Here is a 17,443-nt window from a genome sequence, read left to right on the forward strand (position 1 = left end):
GGCCATTTTTAGTCTCTATTTAATTGGCACAGTATCATCTTGACCAAACCATTTTTGACTGATTTTTTGAACTGTCCCATCAGCATAAAGTGCTTCTAAAGCACCATCAATTTTATGTTTCAACTCAACATCACTTTTACGCATCCCCACCGCAAAATGTTCAGGGGCAAAACTGCCGGTATCTTTATTATAGGCATTTTTATCCTGTTGATGGGCGATATAATAATCGGCATAAACCCGATCAATCAATAAGCCCTGAATCCGACCAGCATTCAAGTCGATGAAGGCTTCGTTAAAGTTCTCATACAAAATCGGACTTTGATTTTTAATATACTGTTTCAATAATTTCGGCTGACCATCTAAATCAGATTGGCCGGAAGACCCGTTTTGAACCCCTAAGACCTTCCCCTGCATATCTTTGAAATTATTGATCTTATTTTTCTTCAAAGAAACTAAAATCTGGCGATTATTCAAATAAGTTTTGCTAAATAAAACTTTACTCTCCCGCTCTGGGTTAACCGTATAGCCATTCCAGATCAAGTCGATGGTATGATTTTTCAATTCTGTTTCTTTCATGTTCCAGTCAATGGTTTGAAAATCCATTTTTAAATTCAACTTTTTCCCAACGGCATTGGCTAAATCAATATCAAAGCCTTGCAAGTCCCCATTTTTAGCTCGAAAACCCATGGGTACAAAACTATCATCCAGGCCAACAATAATCCGCCCCCGCTTTTGCAGCGTCGGCCAACTATCTTGATTGTTATTGACCCGGCCACAACTGGTCAACACCAGTGCTAGCATTAACCCAAAGAGTAAGGCTATCACTTTTCTTGAACGGGTCATCATTACGCCTCCCGATTCGGTTTAACCGTTAATATTTTATCCGCAATATTTTGGGCAAATTCCATATCATGGGTAACCACGATTTGGGTCATCCCTTGGGCTTTGAGCCGTTCAATCAACTGCGCGACACTCTCCCGCAAGCCAGGATCTAAGGCACTGGTTGGTTCATCGTAGCATAGAATTTTGGGATTTAATGCCAAAGCCCGGGCAATGGCCACCCGCTGTTTTTGGCCCCCTGACAGCTGAAACGGATAAATATCAGCCTTATCTTCTAACCCTAACTGGGTCAAAATCTCTTTGGCTTTGGCATTAGCCTCAGCTTTGGATTGATGTAAAGCTAATTGTGGGGCTAAGGTAATATTTTCTAATACATTTAAATGCGGAAACAAACGAAAATCTTGGAAAACCACACCGATCATTGCTTCATTGGTGGTATTACTTTCAGGATCAAAAGCTTTGCCGTCAATTTTAAATTGGCCAGTATCTGCTTTCTCTAAGCCCGTGATGATCCGCAATAAAGTGGTTTTCCCCGCACCGCTGGGGCCTACGATACATAAAATTTTACCCGTATCGACCTCTAAAGAAATATTATTCAAAACTTGGGTCCCATCAAAACTTTTATTAATATTTGCTGCTTCTAACATATTCGAATCCCCCTAGTGGTAATAGCTGTAATGTTGCTCAACTTTACGTAATAAATAAGTAAACAGGGCTGTCAACGCCAGGTAAATGGCCCCAACCATGAGCAATGGCACCAAAGTAACATCTCGAACCATAGCCACATTGCCGGCTCGTAATAAATCCCCCAGCCCAATCACGTAAACCAAAGATGAATCTTTAACCAAGTTGATCACTTCATTACCCACTGAAGGCAATACGATCTTGGTAACTTGGGGCAATACAATTTTACGAATGGTTTGACTATAATTTAAGCGCAAAACTCGCGCCGCTTCGAATTGGCCTTCTGGGACAGACTGAAAACCACCCCGGAAAATCTCCGCAAAATAAGCGGCATAATTTAATACGAAGGCAAAACCGGCGGCACTGAACCGTTCAAAATAAATATGCAAGACAGGTAAACCATAAAAAATAAAAATTAATTGCAGTAATAAAGGTGTCCCCCGCATGAGCCAAACGTAAAATTTTAAAATCCATTGAATTGGTTTAAACCGAGAGCGTAAGCCCAAACTGACCAAAGCCCCAATTGGCAAAGCCAAAACCAAAGTAATTGCAAATAAACCTAATGTTAATTTCGTCCCCTGCAATAAAGAGGGTAAAATCTCTAACATGTATTTCAAAACGCCATCCATAGTGCACTTCCTCCTAAATTAAACTTAAAAATAAAAAACGCCCCCTTGAACAAATTAATGTCCAAGAGGGCGTTATAAACGCGGTCCCACCTCAAGTTTGTGTTTAATGATAAACACCTCAAACAGTTAAAAAACTGCAACGTTAACGGGGTTCGACCGTGATAACCTACTAAAATTCAGAAATCAAGCTCTTAGGTGTGTGTTCGACTTACCATCTGATACTTTCCAGCAACCAGTATCTCTCTTTTATGAGATGAATAAGCTTACTTGTCCTAATCAAAGCGATTATTTAATATAGCAAGATGTTAAACCAAAATGAGAAAACTGTCAAGGTATTTTAATGTTTGTGTTGATGTCGACCAAATAATTTCTGAAAAAATGTCGGCTTTTGTTCTTTTAAGGTCATCAAGGGTACTGACTCCCCTAAAACACGCCGGGCAATATTCCGATAACCTTGGCTGGCATTATCTTCAGGATCCATCACCACTGGTACACCGCGATTAGAAGCCAAAATCACGTTACTATCCTCAAAAACGATCCCCAATAAACCAATGGATAAATGCTTAGTGATCTCATCCACGTCCATGGTATCGCCAGAATTCATCATTTGTCGATTAATTCGATTAATGATTAAACGCGGCGCCAATTTCATGTCAGTTTGTTCTAAAATACCGACGACCCGATCCGCATCACTGACTGAAGGGATCTCTGGTGTACAAATGACAATGGCACCGTCTGCCCCAGCGATAGCATTTTGAAAGCCTTGCTCAATGCCAGCAGGACAATCCAGGAGAATGTAATCAAAATCCGGTCGTAATTGGTTAACAATATCCACAACATTCGCGGGCGTCAACACATTCTTATCAGAATTTTGGGCTGCTGGCAGTAAGTATAGCTTATCATCAAAACGCTTATCTTTTACTAAAGCTTGATGCAGTTGGGCCCGACCCATGACCACATCCACAATATCGTAAATAATACGATTACTTAAGCCCATAATCACATCTAAGTTCCGTAAGCCGATGTCTAAATCAATCATGCACACCCGCCGATTCATTAATGCCAAAGCAGTCCCTAGATTGGCCGCAGTTGTACTTTTACCAACGCCACCCTTTCCAGAGGTGATTACTAATGAAATTGCCACTATAAGTTATCCTCCATTTTTCGATATAACTTTGGTCTCAAACTCGATAAATGATCCAGTGTATCAAAGTCTAATACATGCAAGTCATTGATCAAAGCAACTGTACTCTTTGAAAATTGTTGATTTTTTTTATTGATGATTTCCACTGTATCACTGATGCGAATTTGAGGTACATTGGAAATATCGCCCACGATGATCGCATCTTCATTATCGGGAAAACCCGCACACAAAATGCCACTGCAATCACCCATGACAAAAATATTGCCACGGCTTTTCAAGACACCATTAGGGTGAAGATTGCCCAAAAATAAGACATCACTTTCATAGCTAACCTCTTGGCCACTACGAATCGTTGCCATCTCCACATGGATATGGTTTACTTTTTCAGCCGCCGCAATAGCCGCCAAATCGGCGACATCTGCTTGTAAATCAGCAATTGAAAAACCTTTATATTTATCAAATAAATCGTAAATTCGTTTCATTTGAGCGTCATTTAGTAAACGTGAACCGGTCTTTAAATAAAAGCCCAAATCGCTATCACTTTCTTGCTCAGCCTCTGATAATTTCTCTAGTAGTCGGTTCAAATCAACCATATTATCATCAAAGTTTGCGCTGGCATTCAAAGTAATTTCATAACCATTTTTACGGCCCTTTAAAATGACACTGTCCATATTTTCAAAATTCCCCTCTAAGTTCAGTCTGATACTTTATTGATCAATAGCGTCAGCGGATAATAAAGTGCGGCAAACAATAAGGTATTCACAGCGATTGTTGGTCCGAGATCATAGGTGATAAAAATTGAGAAATCATCAATATTACCAAAAAAACTGTTCAATAAAAACAAACAGAATTCAACCCCAATTAAAACCAGCAAATAGACTGTCCCCTGAAAAAGTGGTGAATCTGGTAGATAATTGGTGATCCACCGCACGAAAATAACCACAGCCGGCATCAAGAAAGTATAGTAGCCAATGATGCCAGAATAAAAACTATCGTAAAATAAACCAATGATCAGTGCCACCCAAAGGAGCCAGCGTGCTTCTGGAAAGCGGTAGACAGTTCGCACAATTGCCATCAAAAATAGCTGTGTGGAAATCATAACCGGATATTGAAATAAAAATCCTTGAAAGGTGTAACTGATGATGCCGTCTAATAAAAAAGCCACGACCCAAAAAGTTGGCACAAACCATTTCAATCGCTGCTTTGCCAATACTGTCATGAACTACTCTCCTTCAACCGTGCGATCAATGACGGTCACCACGGTAAAGTCATTGATATCAGCCGCAGGTTTCACATAAACCGAATTCGTCAAGCCGTAATCGTCTTTACGAATTGCCGTCACTTTGCCCACAAATAAGCCCCGAGGCGTTAAGCCACCAAGTCCAGATGTCGTGACATCATCGCCAGCTTTGACACCATCAGTGTTATCCAACTGGCTGATAATTAATTGTTTCTTATTGGCATCATAGCCAGAAACAATCCCATCCAAATACTTGCCACTGCTCAAGCGTACTTCAATGGCAAAACTGTTGGTCGCCTTATTACTGGTCGAAATCAACTCAACTTTTGAATTAGTCTTATTAACTTCAACCACCCGGCCTAATAACCCAGATCCAGCCATGACTGGCATATTCTTAACTACCCCGTTGACTTGACCCTTATTAATAACAACTTGGTTTTGCCAAGTGGCCGGTGAGCGTGTAATGACCGCAGCGTCAATTTGTTTATAATCTGTCAAAGTCGCATTCAAGTGCAACTGCTTCTTCAAAGATTTATTCTCCCGTTGAAGGGTGGCGTTGGTTTCTTTTACTTGATCTAATGTATCCAGTTGTTGCTTCAGTTGTTCATTGTCTTGGTATGTATTCACCAAGTTGACCATTGCGGTTAAGCCAGTGTGTAAGCTGTTGATTGGGGCGCTGATAATTGAGCTAGCAACACCCGCAGCATCATTGCCAATTTGTTGAACCAAAGGCGGCGTATCCCGACGATCCTTAACATTAATACTAATCGCAATCAAGCCAATCATGGCGACGATTGTAATTAACAAAATAATAAGCTTTTTATTTGAAAAGAATTTGGACATATTAAACCTCGTACGTAATTTTAACGGTCAAAAATAGAAATGCGGGTGAGAATCCCCTCATGCCCGCACCTACTTTTAATGACGTCTCATGACATCGATATTTTTGAGTGACTCGCCTGTCCCAATGGCCACACAATCTAGTGGATCTTGGGCGATGAATACGGGCACACCAGTTGAGTCAGAAATCACTTCTGAAATATGCTTCAATAAGGCGCCACCACCAGTTAAAACAATCCCATGGTCGATGATATCTGCGGCAATTTCAGGCGAAGTTTCTTCAAGCGTCTCCTTGATTGCCGCATTGATTTCTTCAACGATCTCATGAATTGCCTTGGCGATATCTGTCGCTTCAATATCAATTGTTTTAGGCAAACCAGACAATAAATCGCGGCCACGGATGGTCATGTTTTCAATATCAGCGGCTTTTTCAATAGAAGCTGAGCCAATATTGATCTTAATTTGTTCAGCGGTACGTTCCCCAACCAATAAGTTGAAGTTTTGACGGATATAGTTAATGATGGCTTCATCAAGCCGATCACCAGCCATGCGAATAGAACGACTGGACACAATCCCACCAAGTGAAATTGTAGCCACGTCGGTCGTCCCGCCACCAATGTCCACAACCATACTGCCAGTCGGGTCCATCACTGGCAAGCCCGCACCAATGGCTGCTGCAAATGGTTCTTCGATCACATAAGCTTCTTTGGCACCCGCCATTTTAGTAGCATCAATCACGGCACGCTTTTCAACTTCTGTCACACCACTTGGGACACAAACCATTACTAAGGGTTTACTATTTCCAATTACTTTTTCAATAAAATATTTCATCATCGCAGCAGTTGTATCATAATCTGCAATGACACCATCCTTCATGGGACGGATGGCGACGATGCTTTCTGGGGTCCGGCCAATCATATCTCTAGCCTCGGTACCCACAGCTAATACATCGCCAGTTTTAACGTTTTTGGCAACCACGGACGGTTCACGTAATACGATGCCTTTACCATCGATGTAGACCAATGTATTGGCCGTTCCTAGATCGATGCCGATGTTTTTCGTTCCGATTCCAAACAAATCGATTCTCTCCTCATGTCATATCTCTTTTAAGTCAAGTCAAATTATAACATAAGGTCATCAATAAAAAAATAATACATCAACGTAATATTCTTTAATTTATAAATTCACACTAAATCCTGTGCGAAAAGACTCACGTAATTGGCTCGACCCACAATAATATGGTCTAAACATTCTATGCCCATTATTTCACCACACTGCGCCAACCGTTTTGAAAATGTAATATCATTTTTAGATGGGGTTGGGTCGCCACTGGGGTGATTGTGGCAAATAATAAAGCGACAACAAGATACAGCAACGGCGGTATGAAATATTTCTCTGGGGTGAACCACCGAAGCATTCAACGAACCTTTAAAAATAATGCGATGATCAATAATTTGATTTTTGGTGTCTAAATAAATGGCTACCAAGTGTTCTTGCACACTACCACGGAAATGTTGCACCATCCATTTTCCGGCATCTTCACAAGACAAAATTGCCCCCTGACGTAGTGTCTGAGCCAAGTTGACCCGTTGCCCTAACTCGATGGCACTTTGAATCAAAGCGGCCTTAGCAAGTCCTATACCCCCAACTGCACATAGATCTGCCAAACTCGCTCGCTGAAGGTTGGCCAAACTACCGAAGTGCTTTAAAACATTGTCACTAATCGTGGTCACTGATTGGTCACGACTGCCACTGGCCAAAAGCGCCATTAATAATTCTTGATCCGATAGTGTAGTTACCCCATAAGTCTGAATTCTTTCCCTAGGCTGCATATGTGTCATGATTTAAATCTCCTGTTTCTTTTACATTACGTGAAAGAAACAAGAATCACCGCACATTATGGCAGCAATGTAATAACTTGAGCTAAATCCGGCAAAATTGCCTTAGTCTGTTGTTGAACGGTCGCCGTTGGCTGTAATAAATCGGGTATCATGACCACATCGATCCCTGCTGCTTCAGCGGCTTTGATACCGTTAAAGGAATCTTCTAAAATCAACAAGTCACTTTTCGGCAAATCTAAGACTTGCTGGGCCTTTATAAAAAGCGCCGGATCTGGTTTGCTGGCCGAAACCTGCTCCCGGGTGATGATCCCTTGAAAATAATCCTGTAACCCAAAATAACTCAAAAATGCCGTGACCATGCGTTGATTATTACTAGAGGCAATCACACTGGGGATTTTTCCAGCGGTTAAATAGGTCAATAACGCATCTAACCCGGGTTGCTTTTGTAATTCGCCGGCCTGAACTAAGTCTAAGACATAGTCCTCGGTTAAAGCAAAAAATTCAGCCTGTTGTTGGGTATTTTTAAAATGACTTTTGTTAAAATTTTCAGCCTCTACTTCTGAAGCGCCTACCAGCTCTTGATATTCAGCCTCGGTGACTGGGATTCCCATTGTAACTCCGGCTTTTAAGTTGGCTTGTAAATACAAGCGCTCCGAATTAAACATCAAACCATCCATATCAAAAATAATCCCTTTATACATTATTCGTCTCCTTTTGTGAGATAGCGTCTTGCTTCAGACATCAAATAAATAGAACCGGCAATTAAAATCAATTCATCTGCCGATGTATTATGATAGGCTTCTAAAAAACTCTGTTGCCAAGGTTCAAAATACTTATCCCCCGGAGCCATATATGGCTTCAAGTCGGCTTCTTTGGCAGCTCGGGGCATGTCTAGGGTCGTTAAATATAATTCTAAGTTAGGTTGTTTGTGGAGCAATTTTAAAATGGTGGCAATATCTTTGTCCTTCATGAAAGCTGCCACCAAGCGAATTGGCACTTGGGCAAAATCCTGTTGTAAGGTTTCCAGCAAGCGCTGGATGGCTTGGGGATTATGGGCCCCATCTAACATGATATAAGGCTCTTGGCTGATTAACTCAGCCCGGCCAATCAATTGATACTGGGCTAACACGTCCTTAACCGTGGCCAGGTCAAAAGCGCGTTTCATCATAGCGGTAAACAGTTGAAATGCTTTAAGGGCTACGGCCGTATTGTCCACTTCAAAGGGGGCAATATTATTGATCACGATTTTTTTGAAGTTCTCATCGGGCGTTTGATAATCAAAACTTTGCGTAAAATCCGGATTCGTGGTGACGTTGGCCACTGTGAAGTCCCGGCCATAACGCAACAAAGGGCTATCGGTTTGTTGGGCCTTAGCAGTTAAAATAGCCAATACTTCTGGTTTGACCACTCCCACCACCACTGGCCGTTTGGCCTTGATGATTCCAGATTTTTCAATGGCAATATCTGCTAAAGTGGGGCCAATGAGCTGTACATGGTCTAAGCCCACAGTTGTGACAACAGATAACAATGGGGTAAAGACATTTGTCTTATCATGGGCGCCACCGATTCCCACTTCAATGACCGCCACGTCTACCTGCTGGGCATTAAAATAACAAAACATAATCGTAGTGACCAATTCAAATTCTAGCAAGCTAAAGTTAGGATCTTGCGCTTGTAGCCGGTCACTGGCAGCAACAACCGCCTTGGTCCAATATAATAAATCAGCATCGCTAATAGGTTGGTTATTGATTTGAATCCGTTCATTAAACCGGGTAATGAACGGCGAAATAAAGGTCCCTGTCTTAAAACCTTGACTCAAAATAAGTTGTGTCAACATTTGCGTCACTGACCCCTTACCATTGGTCCCAGTGACATGAATACCCTTAAATCCCTTTTGTGGGTCCCCCATGGCCTTTAAAATCTGGTGCATATTATGCAAACTTGGGGTGCGATGTTTCTTAGGCCTTGCGTGAATATAGTTTACTGCGTCTTCATAGGTTTCCATGCTTTTGCCTCTACATTTGAAATTTTGACGATTAATATTAATCTACCATGGACCCGGCTTAATTGAAAGGCATGTCCCCGACAAAAAAGCCGACCCAAAAATTGATTTGCGGTCGGCTTTGATTCACTTTATTGATTAGCCAGTTCTTTGATGCGTTTTTGAACCGTCACTAATTTAGTTTGATAATCTGTTTTCTTATCTTTTTCTGCTTGTACAATTTTTTCAGGCGCTTTGTTCACAAAATTGGTATTTCCCAACTTCTTGTCCACCCGATCGATCTCAGCTTGCCACTTGTCAGCTTCGCCTTGAAGTCGTTTGATTTCATCATCAATATTGATCAATTCAGCTAATGGCACGAAGATTTCAGCCCCGGTCATAATGTCTGTTTTAGCCAATTTTGGTGCAGCGACATCTGTCCCAATGGTCAAGGTCTTAGGATGGGCAAAGCGTTCAATATATTCTTGATTGCTCTTTAAAATCTCAGTGATGTGATCATTGGCTGTTTTAATCAGGATGTCAATTGGTGCTGACAATGGTGCATTGACTTCTGACCGAATGTTACGCACGGAGCGAATGACGTTGATCAAAACACTCATCTGGTCTACGGCAGCATCATTATCATAGTCTGCTGTGACCGTGGGATAAGCTGCTAAACTGATAGATTCCCCGGCGTGGGGCATATCTTGCCAAATCTCTTCCGTGACAAATGGCATGATTGGGTGCATCAAGCGCAGGATTTGGTCTAAAACATACGCTAAATTATAGCGCTTATGGGTCTTCGCAGTCTCTGAAGCACTGGACAATACTTCTTTGCTCATTTCAATATACCAGTCACAAAAATCATTCCAGATGAAATTATAAAGAATCCGACCAGCTTCACCAAATTCAAAACTATCAAACAAGCGCGTAACATCTTTGATGGTTTTGTTGAGCCGCGCAAAAATCCATTTATCTGCCAAATCAAAATCAGCGACGTCAGGTTTTTGAACCGGTGCCGGCGTGTCTGCTAAATTCATCAACACAAAACGGCTGGCATTCCAAATCTTGTTGATGAAATTCCAAGCAGCATCCATCTTATCATATGAAAAACGCGTGTCTTGACCAGGTGTGGACCCGTTTGATAAGAACCAGCGCAAAGCATCTGCCCCATACTTATCAATCACATCCATCGGATCAATCCCATTACCTAAAGATTTACTCATCTTGCGGCCCTGTTCATCCCGAATCAGGCCATGAATCAAAACATCTTTAAATGGTCGTTCTCCCGTAAATTCCAACCCTTGGAAAATCATTCGAGCTACCCAAAAAGGAATAATATCATAGCCGGTTACCAAGGTATTTGTTGGGTAGTAGCGTTTGAAATCTGGGGCATTGGTGTCTGGCCACCCCATGGTCGAAAATGGCCATAAGGCACTGGAGAACCATGTATCCAAGACATCAGGGTCTTGTTCCCAGTTTTCTGCATCCTTTGGCGCAGTCATGCCCACATAAATTTCACCCGTCTGTTTTTGATACCAGGCAGGAATCCGATGGCCCCACCATAATTGTCGGGAAATAACCCAATCATGAATATTTTCCATCCATTGGGTAAAGGTGTTTTCAAACCGTGGCGGTACAAAGTCCACCCGATCTGATGTCTTTTGATTGGCCAATGCCGCATCAGCTAACGGCTTCATCTTCACAAACCACTGCGTAGATAGTCTTGGTTCAACTTGAGCATCAGAACGTTCAGAATGACCCACACTATGGGTGATGGGTTCAATACTCAACAAATAGCCCGCTGCCTTTAAATCAGCAACAATTGCTTTTCTAGCAGCAAACCGATCCATCCCCACATACTTGCCAGCATTGTCGTTCATCGTGGCATCATCATTCATGATATTGATCCGTTCCAAATCATGGCGATTACCCACTAGGAAGTCATTAGGGTCATGGGCTGGGGTAATTTTAACGGCCCCAGTCCCGAAGTCTTTATCAACATAATGGTCTTCAATAATCTTTAACTTACGGTCAAACAATGGCAAAATGGCTTCCTTGCCTACCATGTCTTTATAACGTTCATCCCCAGGATAAACAGCGATAGCCGTATCCCCTGGAATTGTCTCAGGTCGGGTAGTGGCAATTTCAATGTCCCCAGAACCATCAGCTAATGGATAACGCACATGATATAACGCGCCAGCGTCATCTTTATGGATTACTTCAATATCAGACAGGGCTGTTTTTAACTCCGGATCCCAGTTAATAATATATTCCCCGCGATAGATTAAACCCTTATTGTATAAATCCACAAAAACCTTCCGAACAGCCTTTGATAGGCCTTCATCTAAGGTAAACCGTTCTCTAGAATAATCTAAAGATAACCCTAACTTAGCCCATTGATCTTTAATAGTTTGGGCGAATTCATCTTTCCATTCCCAAACCTGTTCAATAAACTTGTCTCGACCTAAGTCATATCTTGAAATGCCTTGTTTGCGCAACTTGGCTTCTACTTTGGCCTGTGTGGCAATACCGGCATGATCCATCCCGGGTAACCAAAGTACATCATACCCTTGCATGCGTTTTTGCCGGATCAACATGTCTTGCAAAGTCGTGTCCCAGGCATGGCCTAAGTGTAGCTTCCCAGTCACATTTGGCGGTGGAATAACAATCGAATACGGTTTCGCTTTTTGATCGCCACTGGGTTTAAAGATGCCCTCTTTTAACCATGTGTCGTAACGACCCGCTTCGACTTGTTTTGGATCATATTTTGTAGACATTTTAGTTTCCATAAAAACAAGACACTCCTTTATTTTTGAATGAACAAAAAAGCACTCGCCTATATACATAGGACGAATGCTTTCGCGGTACCACCTAGCTTGGTCATTAAAAACCCAACTCAATTAGATAACGGTCTAATCCCGGGTCAACTTACTTATTTCAGTCCACCAGCTCCCAAGCTACCAGTCATATCTAAAAAAATAGGGTATGTTTCAGCCAAGCATCCCCTTCTCTAAGCCATCATTTAGACGAACCGCTCTTGATCATTGCATTTTTTTCATTATAAAGCGTCAGCTAGATTTGGTCAACTGCCTCTTGTTGGTAATCTGATAAATAGATCAACGTTTGCAACTCTGAGGTTAAATCAATGTAACGGACCGTCATCCCTTCTGGAACATCTAGGCGCTCTGGTGCAAAGTTTAACACTGCCTTGACCCCGGCACGGCTTAATTGTTGCAATACCGAGTTAGCATGGGCACTGGGTACCGTTGAAATAGCCGTGGTAATTTGATTTTCTTTGATTTTTTGCAACAACATGTTCATATCATAAATAGGCACACCGGTGACAATGGTATCAATCAATTCGGGATTCTTTTCAAAAGCCACGGTGATCTGCAGGTTCGGATTGCGACGAAAATTATTTTTTATTAAGGCCATCCCTAAGTTCCCCACACCAATTAACGCGATCTGCTCTAATTGTTTGACGTTTAGAACTTTGGCAAAGGTTTCTTTTAAGAGGTAAATATCATACCCATAACCACTGCGGCCTAATTCGCCAAAATAAGAAAAGTCCCGGCGAATCGTCGCTGATGGCACCTGTACAATTTTACTCAACTCTTGTGATTTGATTCGCTTAACTTGGTTGCTTTCGAGTATTTGTAAATAGCGATAATACATCGGGATCCGTTCTGCAGTTGCCTTGGGCAATTCTGGTTTATTTTTCATGACAACAGCTCCAGTTTGTATTTTATTTCACACACTATCATAGCACAAAGTGAAAGCGCTGACAACGGCAACTTTTCTCGACTTTCACGACTGAACAAAAAAGCCCAATAACCTGACGGCTATTGGGTTACGATATATTAAAAAATTACAGCAATTGTGAAATTTCGGCGGCATCCGCATTTTGGCCTAAGAACTTATCCCCTACTTGAATGGTACTAATTGTTAAATTAGCCATGGCTTTGTCTTCTAAAGCGTCGACATCTAGGGCTTGTTCATAGTGTCTGGTTTTTTCTAAATTAGGATGGGTCTTTGGCTGTGGTGGGGCAAAAATGGTACAGCAATCTTCAAAGGGCTGTACTGAAAGGTCAAACGTATCAATCTTACGGGCAATATCGATAATTTCATTTTTATCTAACGTGGCCACGGGCCGAATGATCGGTGTGGTGGTCACATCATTGATGGCGGCCATACTGCTCAGTGTTTGTGACGCGACTTGGCCAACCGACTCGCCATTAAAGATAGCTAGGCCGTCACGCTGGGCACGGATTTTATCTGTCAAACGCAACATAAAGCGGCGTTGCACGGTCATTAAATAGCCTTCTGGGACCTTTTCTTTGATTTCTTCTTGAATCTCAGTGAATGGCACTTGGATAAATGTCACAGGGCCCGCATAAGCGGCAACTTTAGCCGTTAATTCTTTAGCCTTCTTCAAAGCATTTTCAGTGGTATACGGTGGACTGAAGAAATGGACCATTTCAATGGCCACCCCGCGCTTTAAAGCCAGATAAGCGGCAACTGGCGAATCAATACCGCCAGATAACATCAACACGGCTTTACCCGCGGTGCCCACTGGCAGACCCAATGCGCCTTGAACGGTCAAATAAGATAAATAAAAACCATCATGTCGCACCTCTACCCGTACTTTGACATCTGGTTGTTTCATCTTCACAACTAAGTCTGGCCGCGCATCAGAAATAAAGTCCCCCAGCGCTAAATTAATATCATTGGTGTCTAACGGATATTCGTGGTTAGAACGCCGGGTATTAATTTTAAAGGACATCCCTGCTTTAGGTGCAGCTTCATTCACCATTTCTAAGGCCACGGCTTTGACCTGTTCAAAGTCAGTTGCTTCAATCCGGATCACTGGTGAATAGGTTTGAATCCCAAAAACCCGATCCAAAGCAGTCATAACATCTTGAGCACTTTCGCCATTTAACACAATATGCATCCGATCGCGCTTAGGATGAATGCGAATTGCCGTGAAGGGCCGCAAAGCTTTGGTGATATTGCCATTTAAGCGACCGATAAAATCTTTGCGGTTTTTTCCCTTCGTTGATAGCTCCCCATAACGGGCCATAATTTCTGTATATTCCATTAATTCACTCCTCTTGTATTTAGGTGCTAGACGTATAATTTGGCAAAATGATTATAAATTTCATCAAAGGCTTGGATAAATTCATCAGCCTCGGCTAAAGTATTTTGGTCATCTAAGCTGATCCGTACTGCGCTTTCGGCAATATGATTCGGAATCGCCATGGCCTTTAAGGTACTGGATTCCACGCCCTTTTTAGAAGAGCAGGCACTGGTAGTGGAAATATAGATCTGCTTTTGCTCAAAAGCATGGACGATTGTTTCCCCCCGCACCCCAGGGATACTGAAACACAGAATATGAGGGGCAAAATTTGCGGCATCTGGTGAAAAGATAACGATATTTTCTTTGGTCTGTAGGTGTGCCAGCAAATGGCGTTTAATGGCTAATTGTTGGGCAACCTTCTTAGCTTCATCCGTCAAAACAATCCGCAAAGCTTTGGCCATGGCCGCAATGGCCGGTGTGTTTTCAGTCCCACTGCGCATGTCTTTTTCTTGGCCGCCCCCAGTCAAAAGCGGTTGAAAAACCCGCTTAGATTTGGCATAGACAAAGCCAATGCCTCTAGGCGCGTGAAATTTATGGCCGGAAAAACTCAAGAAATCTATCCGAGGTTCCCGTAATAACGCGTCAAAGCCCTTGCCGATTGCTTGAACGGCATCCACATGAAAATGGATAGTTGGATGTTTGGCTAGGACTTTGGCAATTTCGTGAATGGGTTGCACCGACCCAATTTCATTATTCACTGCCATAATTGATACTAAGATCGTATCGGGGCGAATAGCAGCAGCTAAACTTTCAGGTGACACGAAGCCTGCCTTATTGACAGGTAAATAAGTGACGTCAAACCCAAGCTTTTCCAATTGTTTCATTGAGTTGATTACCGCAGGATGTTCAATTTGGGACGTAATAATGTGTTTGCCAAAGGGGGCTTTTTCCATAGCTGTTCCCTTGATCACCCAATTGTCCCCTTCAGTACCGCCGCTGGTGAAATAAATTTCGCTAGCTTTGACACCCATCAAATCAGCGACTTGTTGTCGCGACTGCTCCAGCAAATCATCTGCTTTTTGTCCTACAGCATGCAAACTGGAAGGATTGCCAAAAAAATTCTGACTGACCTTCACATACGTATCTAAAACAGAATCTGCCACTTTCGTCGTGGCACTGTTATCAAAATAAATCATCAGCATTCCTCTTCTACGTGCAAATTTACTTACAAATTATAACAAAATGCCACTAAATAACAAGGCAGAAAATTTCCATACAAAAAACTTGAGCCCAAAAGTACACGGAACTCAAGTCTACACTAGTTTAATATTTAAATTAAAGCATCTGTTTTGTGCTTATAATAACTATCCTCGATTTGTTTATAAGCCCCAGGTTCCACATTTTCAATGACACTACTCACTTTGTCCAAGGCAGCAGGATAATCATAATCGATATTAAATAAACGGGTGGCATCACTGACTGCATTGGCAACATCTGTATTTTCATTGCGGTATTTGTTGGCATACTGCAACAGTTGTTGGCCTATTGAAGCAGCATCAATTAAATCTTCAGTTTGCTGCTTCAATTTATCAATATCATCTGACGTTAAAATCAATTGTTTGGTAATGGCATCTAAATCAATCTTCACTTGGTCTAAATCCGTATGTAATTGTTTAATTTCATCGGTGACCACATAATAAAAATCTAAATACTTCTTAGGTAGCCCGGGTAGATTAAATTGCGTCACCCGGCGTTTAATATTGCGCATGGCAACTTCAAACTCCTTAAGGCTCTCCAAGGCCATCTGCTCACCTTTATAAAGATCGGCAAGTTTGTTATGGATCTGAATTTGAACAGTTTCAATTTTCTTCAGTTCATTGCGATAACGTTTGAAATTATCAGCAATAATTGAATATACAGCGCGCTTTTCGGTGATAGCTTGAATATCTTGGTCAAAAGCCCCTTGCAGTTCGCCGATGGTTTGTTTATAACCAGCAGCTGTTTTCATCTCATCATGATTTAAAATATAGCTTTGATCTAAATGATCCAATTCATCCAATAAATTATTATTTTGATGGGCTGCATGCCCCATAAATTGACTGAGACGATCTTGCTCAGCTTCAACAAATTGGTGGCTATCAATTTCCGTTTGCATCACATCATAAATTCGATCAATGGCCTTGCTTTGATCCTCATTACGTTTTTTGGCAGTCGGAATGGCTAATTGAGCCAGAATTTGCAAGGTTTGCATCTGGAAGCGCCGCAATTTGGCAATTTCACCAGGCACATCAAAACCCGGAAATTGATATTGTTGCTTGCGCAAAATATCAAACCCTTTTTGCTGTTCATCCAATTGGCTGGTGAAGCTATTGACGATTTGGGCATACAATGGTCGAATTGAAATCATATTGGCTTCCAGATCTTTTAGCTGTTTGGCCACGGATGCCAAAGTTGTTTGTTCTTCTAAAAAGTCACTACTATTCTTTTGTTGCTCTGCCTTGTCAAAAGCTGACTCAATGGCAGTCAATTGATTCTCTAAAGCCGGTAATGCCTCCCCAAAGGCAAACGACTGGGTTAATAATTGTTTTCTTAAGGCATCATATTGCGTTCGCAATTCGGCAACCTGACGTTCATTTTCCTTAGCTTTCTCCAATATCTTGTCAAAAGCTTCTGAGACATCCGCCATTTGCTTTTCGGCATTGCCTAACGCGGACTCAACTTTGGTAATGTCTCGCTTACTTTGATAAAAGCGCAACAAAGAATTATGATCTTGCGCAGCGCCAAGATCGTCATTGATTTGATCAAAGGTTTTGGTGGTCAACGTTTGATAGGCCTGGGCCCATTTTTGATAACTGTTTAAACTTCCCCCACTAAGTCCCAAGGCATCGATTTTTTGAATCTTGTCATCTTGTGGGTGGTTCGCCAATTCTAATTGTCTGGCCTCTAAGATTCGAATACGTTTACGATTTGAGTTCATCGCAATAAGTATGTAAATATAGATGGCGAAGGCCAATACTACAATTCCAACCAGAAAATACAACATAAGAAAAGCACATCCTCCAAGACTTAAGTAATAAACATTTGCATAAATCTAAAAATCAGAATAAAATCTAGAATAAATTATAACAGATTGTACCGCTTCCTAACATAGCAAAAGCTTTAAA

16 protein-coding genes and 1 other annotated feature are annotated in these 17,443 nt (G+C 41.8%); all 16 genes read right to left on the reverse strand.

The window, feature by feature from the left end:
- Positions 1 to 15 precede the first annotated feature (15 nt).
- The gene (locus tag FC83_RS01285) at positions 16 to 843 is read right to left on the reverse strand and encodes an amino acid ABC transporter substrate-binding protein (protein ID WP_057002287.1); all 828 of its coding nucleotides are present in this window, start codon (positions 841 to 843) and stop codon (positions 16 to 18) included.
- Between the two features lie 2 nt (positions 844 to 845).
- Entirely contained in the window at positions 846 to 1,487 is a 642-nt protein-coding gene (locus FC83_RS01290; protein ID WP_035453802.1) for an amino acid ABC transporter ATP-binding protein, read from the reverse strand.
- A 12-nt stretch (positions 1,488 to 1,499) separates the two neighbouring features.
- Positions 1,500 to 2,153: an amino acid ABC transporter permease gene (locus FC83_RS01295; RefSeq protein ID WP_057002288.1), complete on the reverse strand. Its 654-nt coding sequence runs from the start codon at positions 2,151 to 2,153 to the stop codon at positions 1,500 to 1,502.
- Between the two features lie 62 nt (positions 2,154 to 2,215).
- Positions 2,216 to 2,442, reverse strand: a binding site (T-box leader).
- Positions 2,443 to 2,490: 48 nt separating this feature from the next.
- On the reverse strand, positions 2,491 to 3,297 hold the full coding sequence (minD, locus tag FC83_RS01300) for a septum site-determining protein MinD (RefSeq protein ID WP_035453800.1): 807 nt from the start codon (positions 3,295 to 3,297) through the stop codon (positions 2,491 to 2,493).
- Entirely contained in the window at positions 3,297 to 3,968 is a 672-nt protein-coding gene (locus FC83_RS01305) for a septum site-determining protein MinC (RefSeq protein WP_035453798.1), read from the reverse strand. Before FC83_RS01305 ends, minD begins: the two co-directional genes overlap by 1 nt.
- A 23-nt stretch (positions 3,969 to 3,991) precedes the next feature.
- Complete coding sequence (gene mreD / locus FC83_RS01310; RefSeq protein WP_035453795.1) at positions 3,992 to 4,516, reverse strand: rod shape-determining protein MreD; 525 nt, start codon at positions 4,514 to 4,516, stop codon at positions 3,992 to 3,994.
- A gap of 3 nt (positions 4,517 to 4,519) precedes the next feature.
- Positions 4,520 to 5,380: a rod shape-determining protein MreC gene (gene mreC / locus FC83_RS01315; RefSeq protein WP_035453788.1), complete on the reverse strand. Its 861-nt coding sequence runs from the start codon at positions 5,378 to 5,380 to the stop codon at positions 4,520 to 4,522.
- 75 nt (positions 5,381 to 5,455) lie between these two features.
- Positions 5,456 to 6,454, reverse strand: coding sequence for a rod shape-determining protein (locus FC83_RS01320; RefSeq protein WP_057002289.1), 999 nt, complete (start codon positions 6,452 to 6,454; stop codon positions 5,456 to 5,458).
- A 107-nt stretch (positions 6,455 to 6,561) separates the two neighbouring features.
- Positions 6,562 to 7,218, reverse strand: a complete 657-nt coding sequence (gene radC / locus FC83_RS01325) for a RadC family protein (RefSeq protein WP_035453785.1) — start codon at positions 7,216 to 7,218, stop codon at positions 6,562 to 6,564.
- A 56-nt stretch (positions 7,219 to 7,274) separates the two neighbouring features.
- Positions 7,275 to 7,919, reverse strand: coding sequence for an HAD family hydrolase (locus FC83_RS01330; protein ID WP_035453780.1), 645 nt, complete (start codon positions 7,917 to 7,919; stop codon positions 7,275 to 7,277).
- Positions 7,919 to 9,223 carry a bifunctional folylpolyglutamate synthase/dihydrofolate synthase gene (locus FC83_RS01335; protein WP_035453778.1) on the reverse strand — a complete coding sequence of 435 codons (1,305 nt, stop codon included), beginning with the start codon at positions 9,221 to 9,223 and terminating at the stop codon, positions 7,919 to 7,921. Before FC83_RS01335 ends, FC83_RS01330 begins: the two co-directional genes overlap by 1 nt.
- 128 nt (positions 9,224 to 9,351) lie before the next feature.
- Positions 9,352 to 11,991 (reverse strand): valine--tRNA ligase, encoded by a 2,640-nt coding sequence (locus FC83_RS01340; protein ID WP_057002290.1) that lies wholly within the window; start codon positions 11,989 to 11,991, stop codon positions 9,352 to 9,354.
- Between the two features lie 283 nt (positions 11,992 to 12,274).
- Positions 12,275 to 12,925 carry a redox-sensing transcriptional repressor Rex gene (locus tag FC83_RS01345; protein ID WP_035453776.1) on the reverse strand — a complete coding sequence of 217 codons (651 nt, stop codon included), beginning with the start codon at positions 12,923 to 12,925 and terminating at the stop codon, positions 12,275 to 12,277.
- A gap of 145 nt (positions 12,926 to 13,070) precedes the next feature.
- Positions 13,071 to 14,300: a tRNA uracil 4-sulfurtransferase ThiI gene (gene thiI, locus FC83_RS01350; protein ID WP_035453769.1), complete on the reverse strand. Its 1,230-nt coding sequence runs from the start codon at positions 14,298 to 14,300 to the stop codon at positions 13,071 to 13,073.
- Positions 14,301 to 14,326: 26 nt separating this feature from the next.
- The gene (locus FC83_RS01355; RefSeq protein WP_035453766.1) at positions 14,327 to 15,475 is read right to left on the reverse strand and encodes a cysteine desulfurase family protein; all 1,149 of its coding nucleotides are present in this window, start codon (positions 15,473 to 15,475) and stop codon (positions 14,327 to 14,329) included.
- A 134-nt stretch (positions 15,476 to 15,609) separates the two neighbouring features.
- Positions 15,610 to 17,322: a septation ring formation regulator EzrA gene (locus FC83_RS01360; protein WP_057002291.1), complete on the reverse strand. Its 1,713-nt coding sequence runs from the start codon at positions 17,320 to 17,322 to the stop codon at positions 15,610 to 15,612.
- Positions 17,323 to 17,443 lie beyond the last annotated feature (121 nt).

It is taken from the genome of Agrilactobacillus composti DSM 18527 = JCM 14202, assembly GCF_001436375.1.
Classification (GTDB): domain Bacteria; phylum Bacillota; class Bacilli; order Lactobacillales; family Lactobacillaceae; genus Agrilactobacillus; species Agrilactobacillus composti.

Excerpts from the sequence above, each read along its gene's own strand:
- FC83_RS01285 (WP_057002287.1), bottom strand. The coding sequence starts at position 843 with ATGACCCGTTCAAGAAAAGTGATAGCCTTACTCTTTGGGTTAATGCTA.
- FC83_RS01290 (WP_035453802.1), bottom strand. The coding sequence starts at position 1,487 with ATGTTAGAAGCAGCAAATATTAATAAAAGTTTTGATGGGACCCAAGTT.
- FC83_RS01295 (WP_057002288.1), bottom strand. The coding sequence starts at position 2,153 with ATGGATGGCGTTTTGAAATACATGTTAGAGATTTTACCCTCTTTATTG.
- FC83_RS01305 (WP_035453798.1), bottom strand. The coding sequence starts at position 3,968 with ATGGACAGTGTCATTTTAAAGGGCCGTAAAAATGGTTATGAAATTACT.
- mreD (WP_035453795.1), bottom strand. The coding sequence starts at position 4,516 with ATGACAGTATTGGCAAAGCAGCGATTGAAATGGTTTGTGCCAACTTTT.
- mreC (WP_035453788.1), bottom strand. The coding sequence starts at position 5,380 with ATGTCCAAATTCTTTTCAAATAAAAAGCTTATTATTTTGTTAATTACA.
- radC (WP_035453785.1), bottom strand. The coding sequence starts at position 7,218 with ATGACACATATGCAGCCTAGGGAAAGAATTCAGACTTATGGGGTAACT.
- FC83_RS01330 (WP_035453780.1), bottom strand. The coding sequence starts at position 7,919 with ATGTATAAAGGGATTATTTTTGATATGGATGGTTTGATGTTTAATTCG.
- FC83_RS01335 (WP_035453778.1), bottom strand. The coding sequence starts at position 9,223 with ATGGAAACCTATGAAGACGCAGTAAACTATATTCACGCAAGGCCTAAG.
- FC83_RS01340 (WP_057002290.1), bottom strand. The coding sequence starts at position 11,991 with ATGGAAACTAAAATGTCTACAAAATATGATCCAAAACAAGTCGAAGCG.
- FC83_RS01345 (WP_035453776.1), bottom strand. The coding sequence starts at position 12,925 with ATGAAAAATAAACCAGAATTGCCCAAGGCAACTGCAGAACGGATCCCG.
- thiI (WP_035453769.1), bottom strand. The coding sequence starts at position 14,300 with ATGGAATATACAGAAATTATGGCCCGTTATGGGGAGCTATCAACGAAG.
- FC83_RS01355 (WP_035453766.1), bottom strand. The coding sequence starts at position 15,475 with ATGATTTATTTTGATAACAGTGCCACGACGAAAGTGGCAGATTCTGTT.
- FC83_RS01360 (WP_057002291.1), bottom strand. The coding sequence starts at position 17,322 with ATGTTGTATTTTCTGGTTGGAATTGTAGTATTGGCCTTCGCCATCTAT.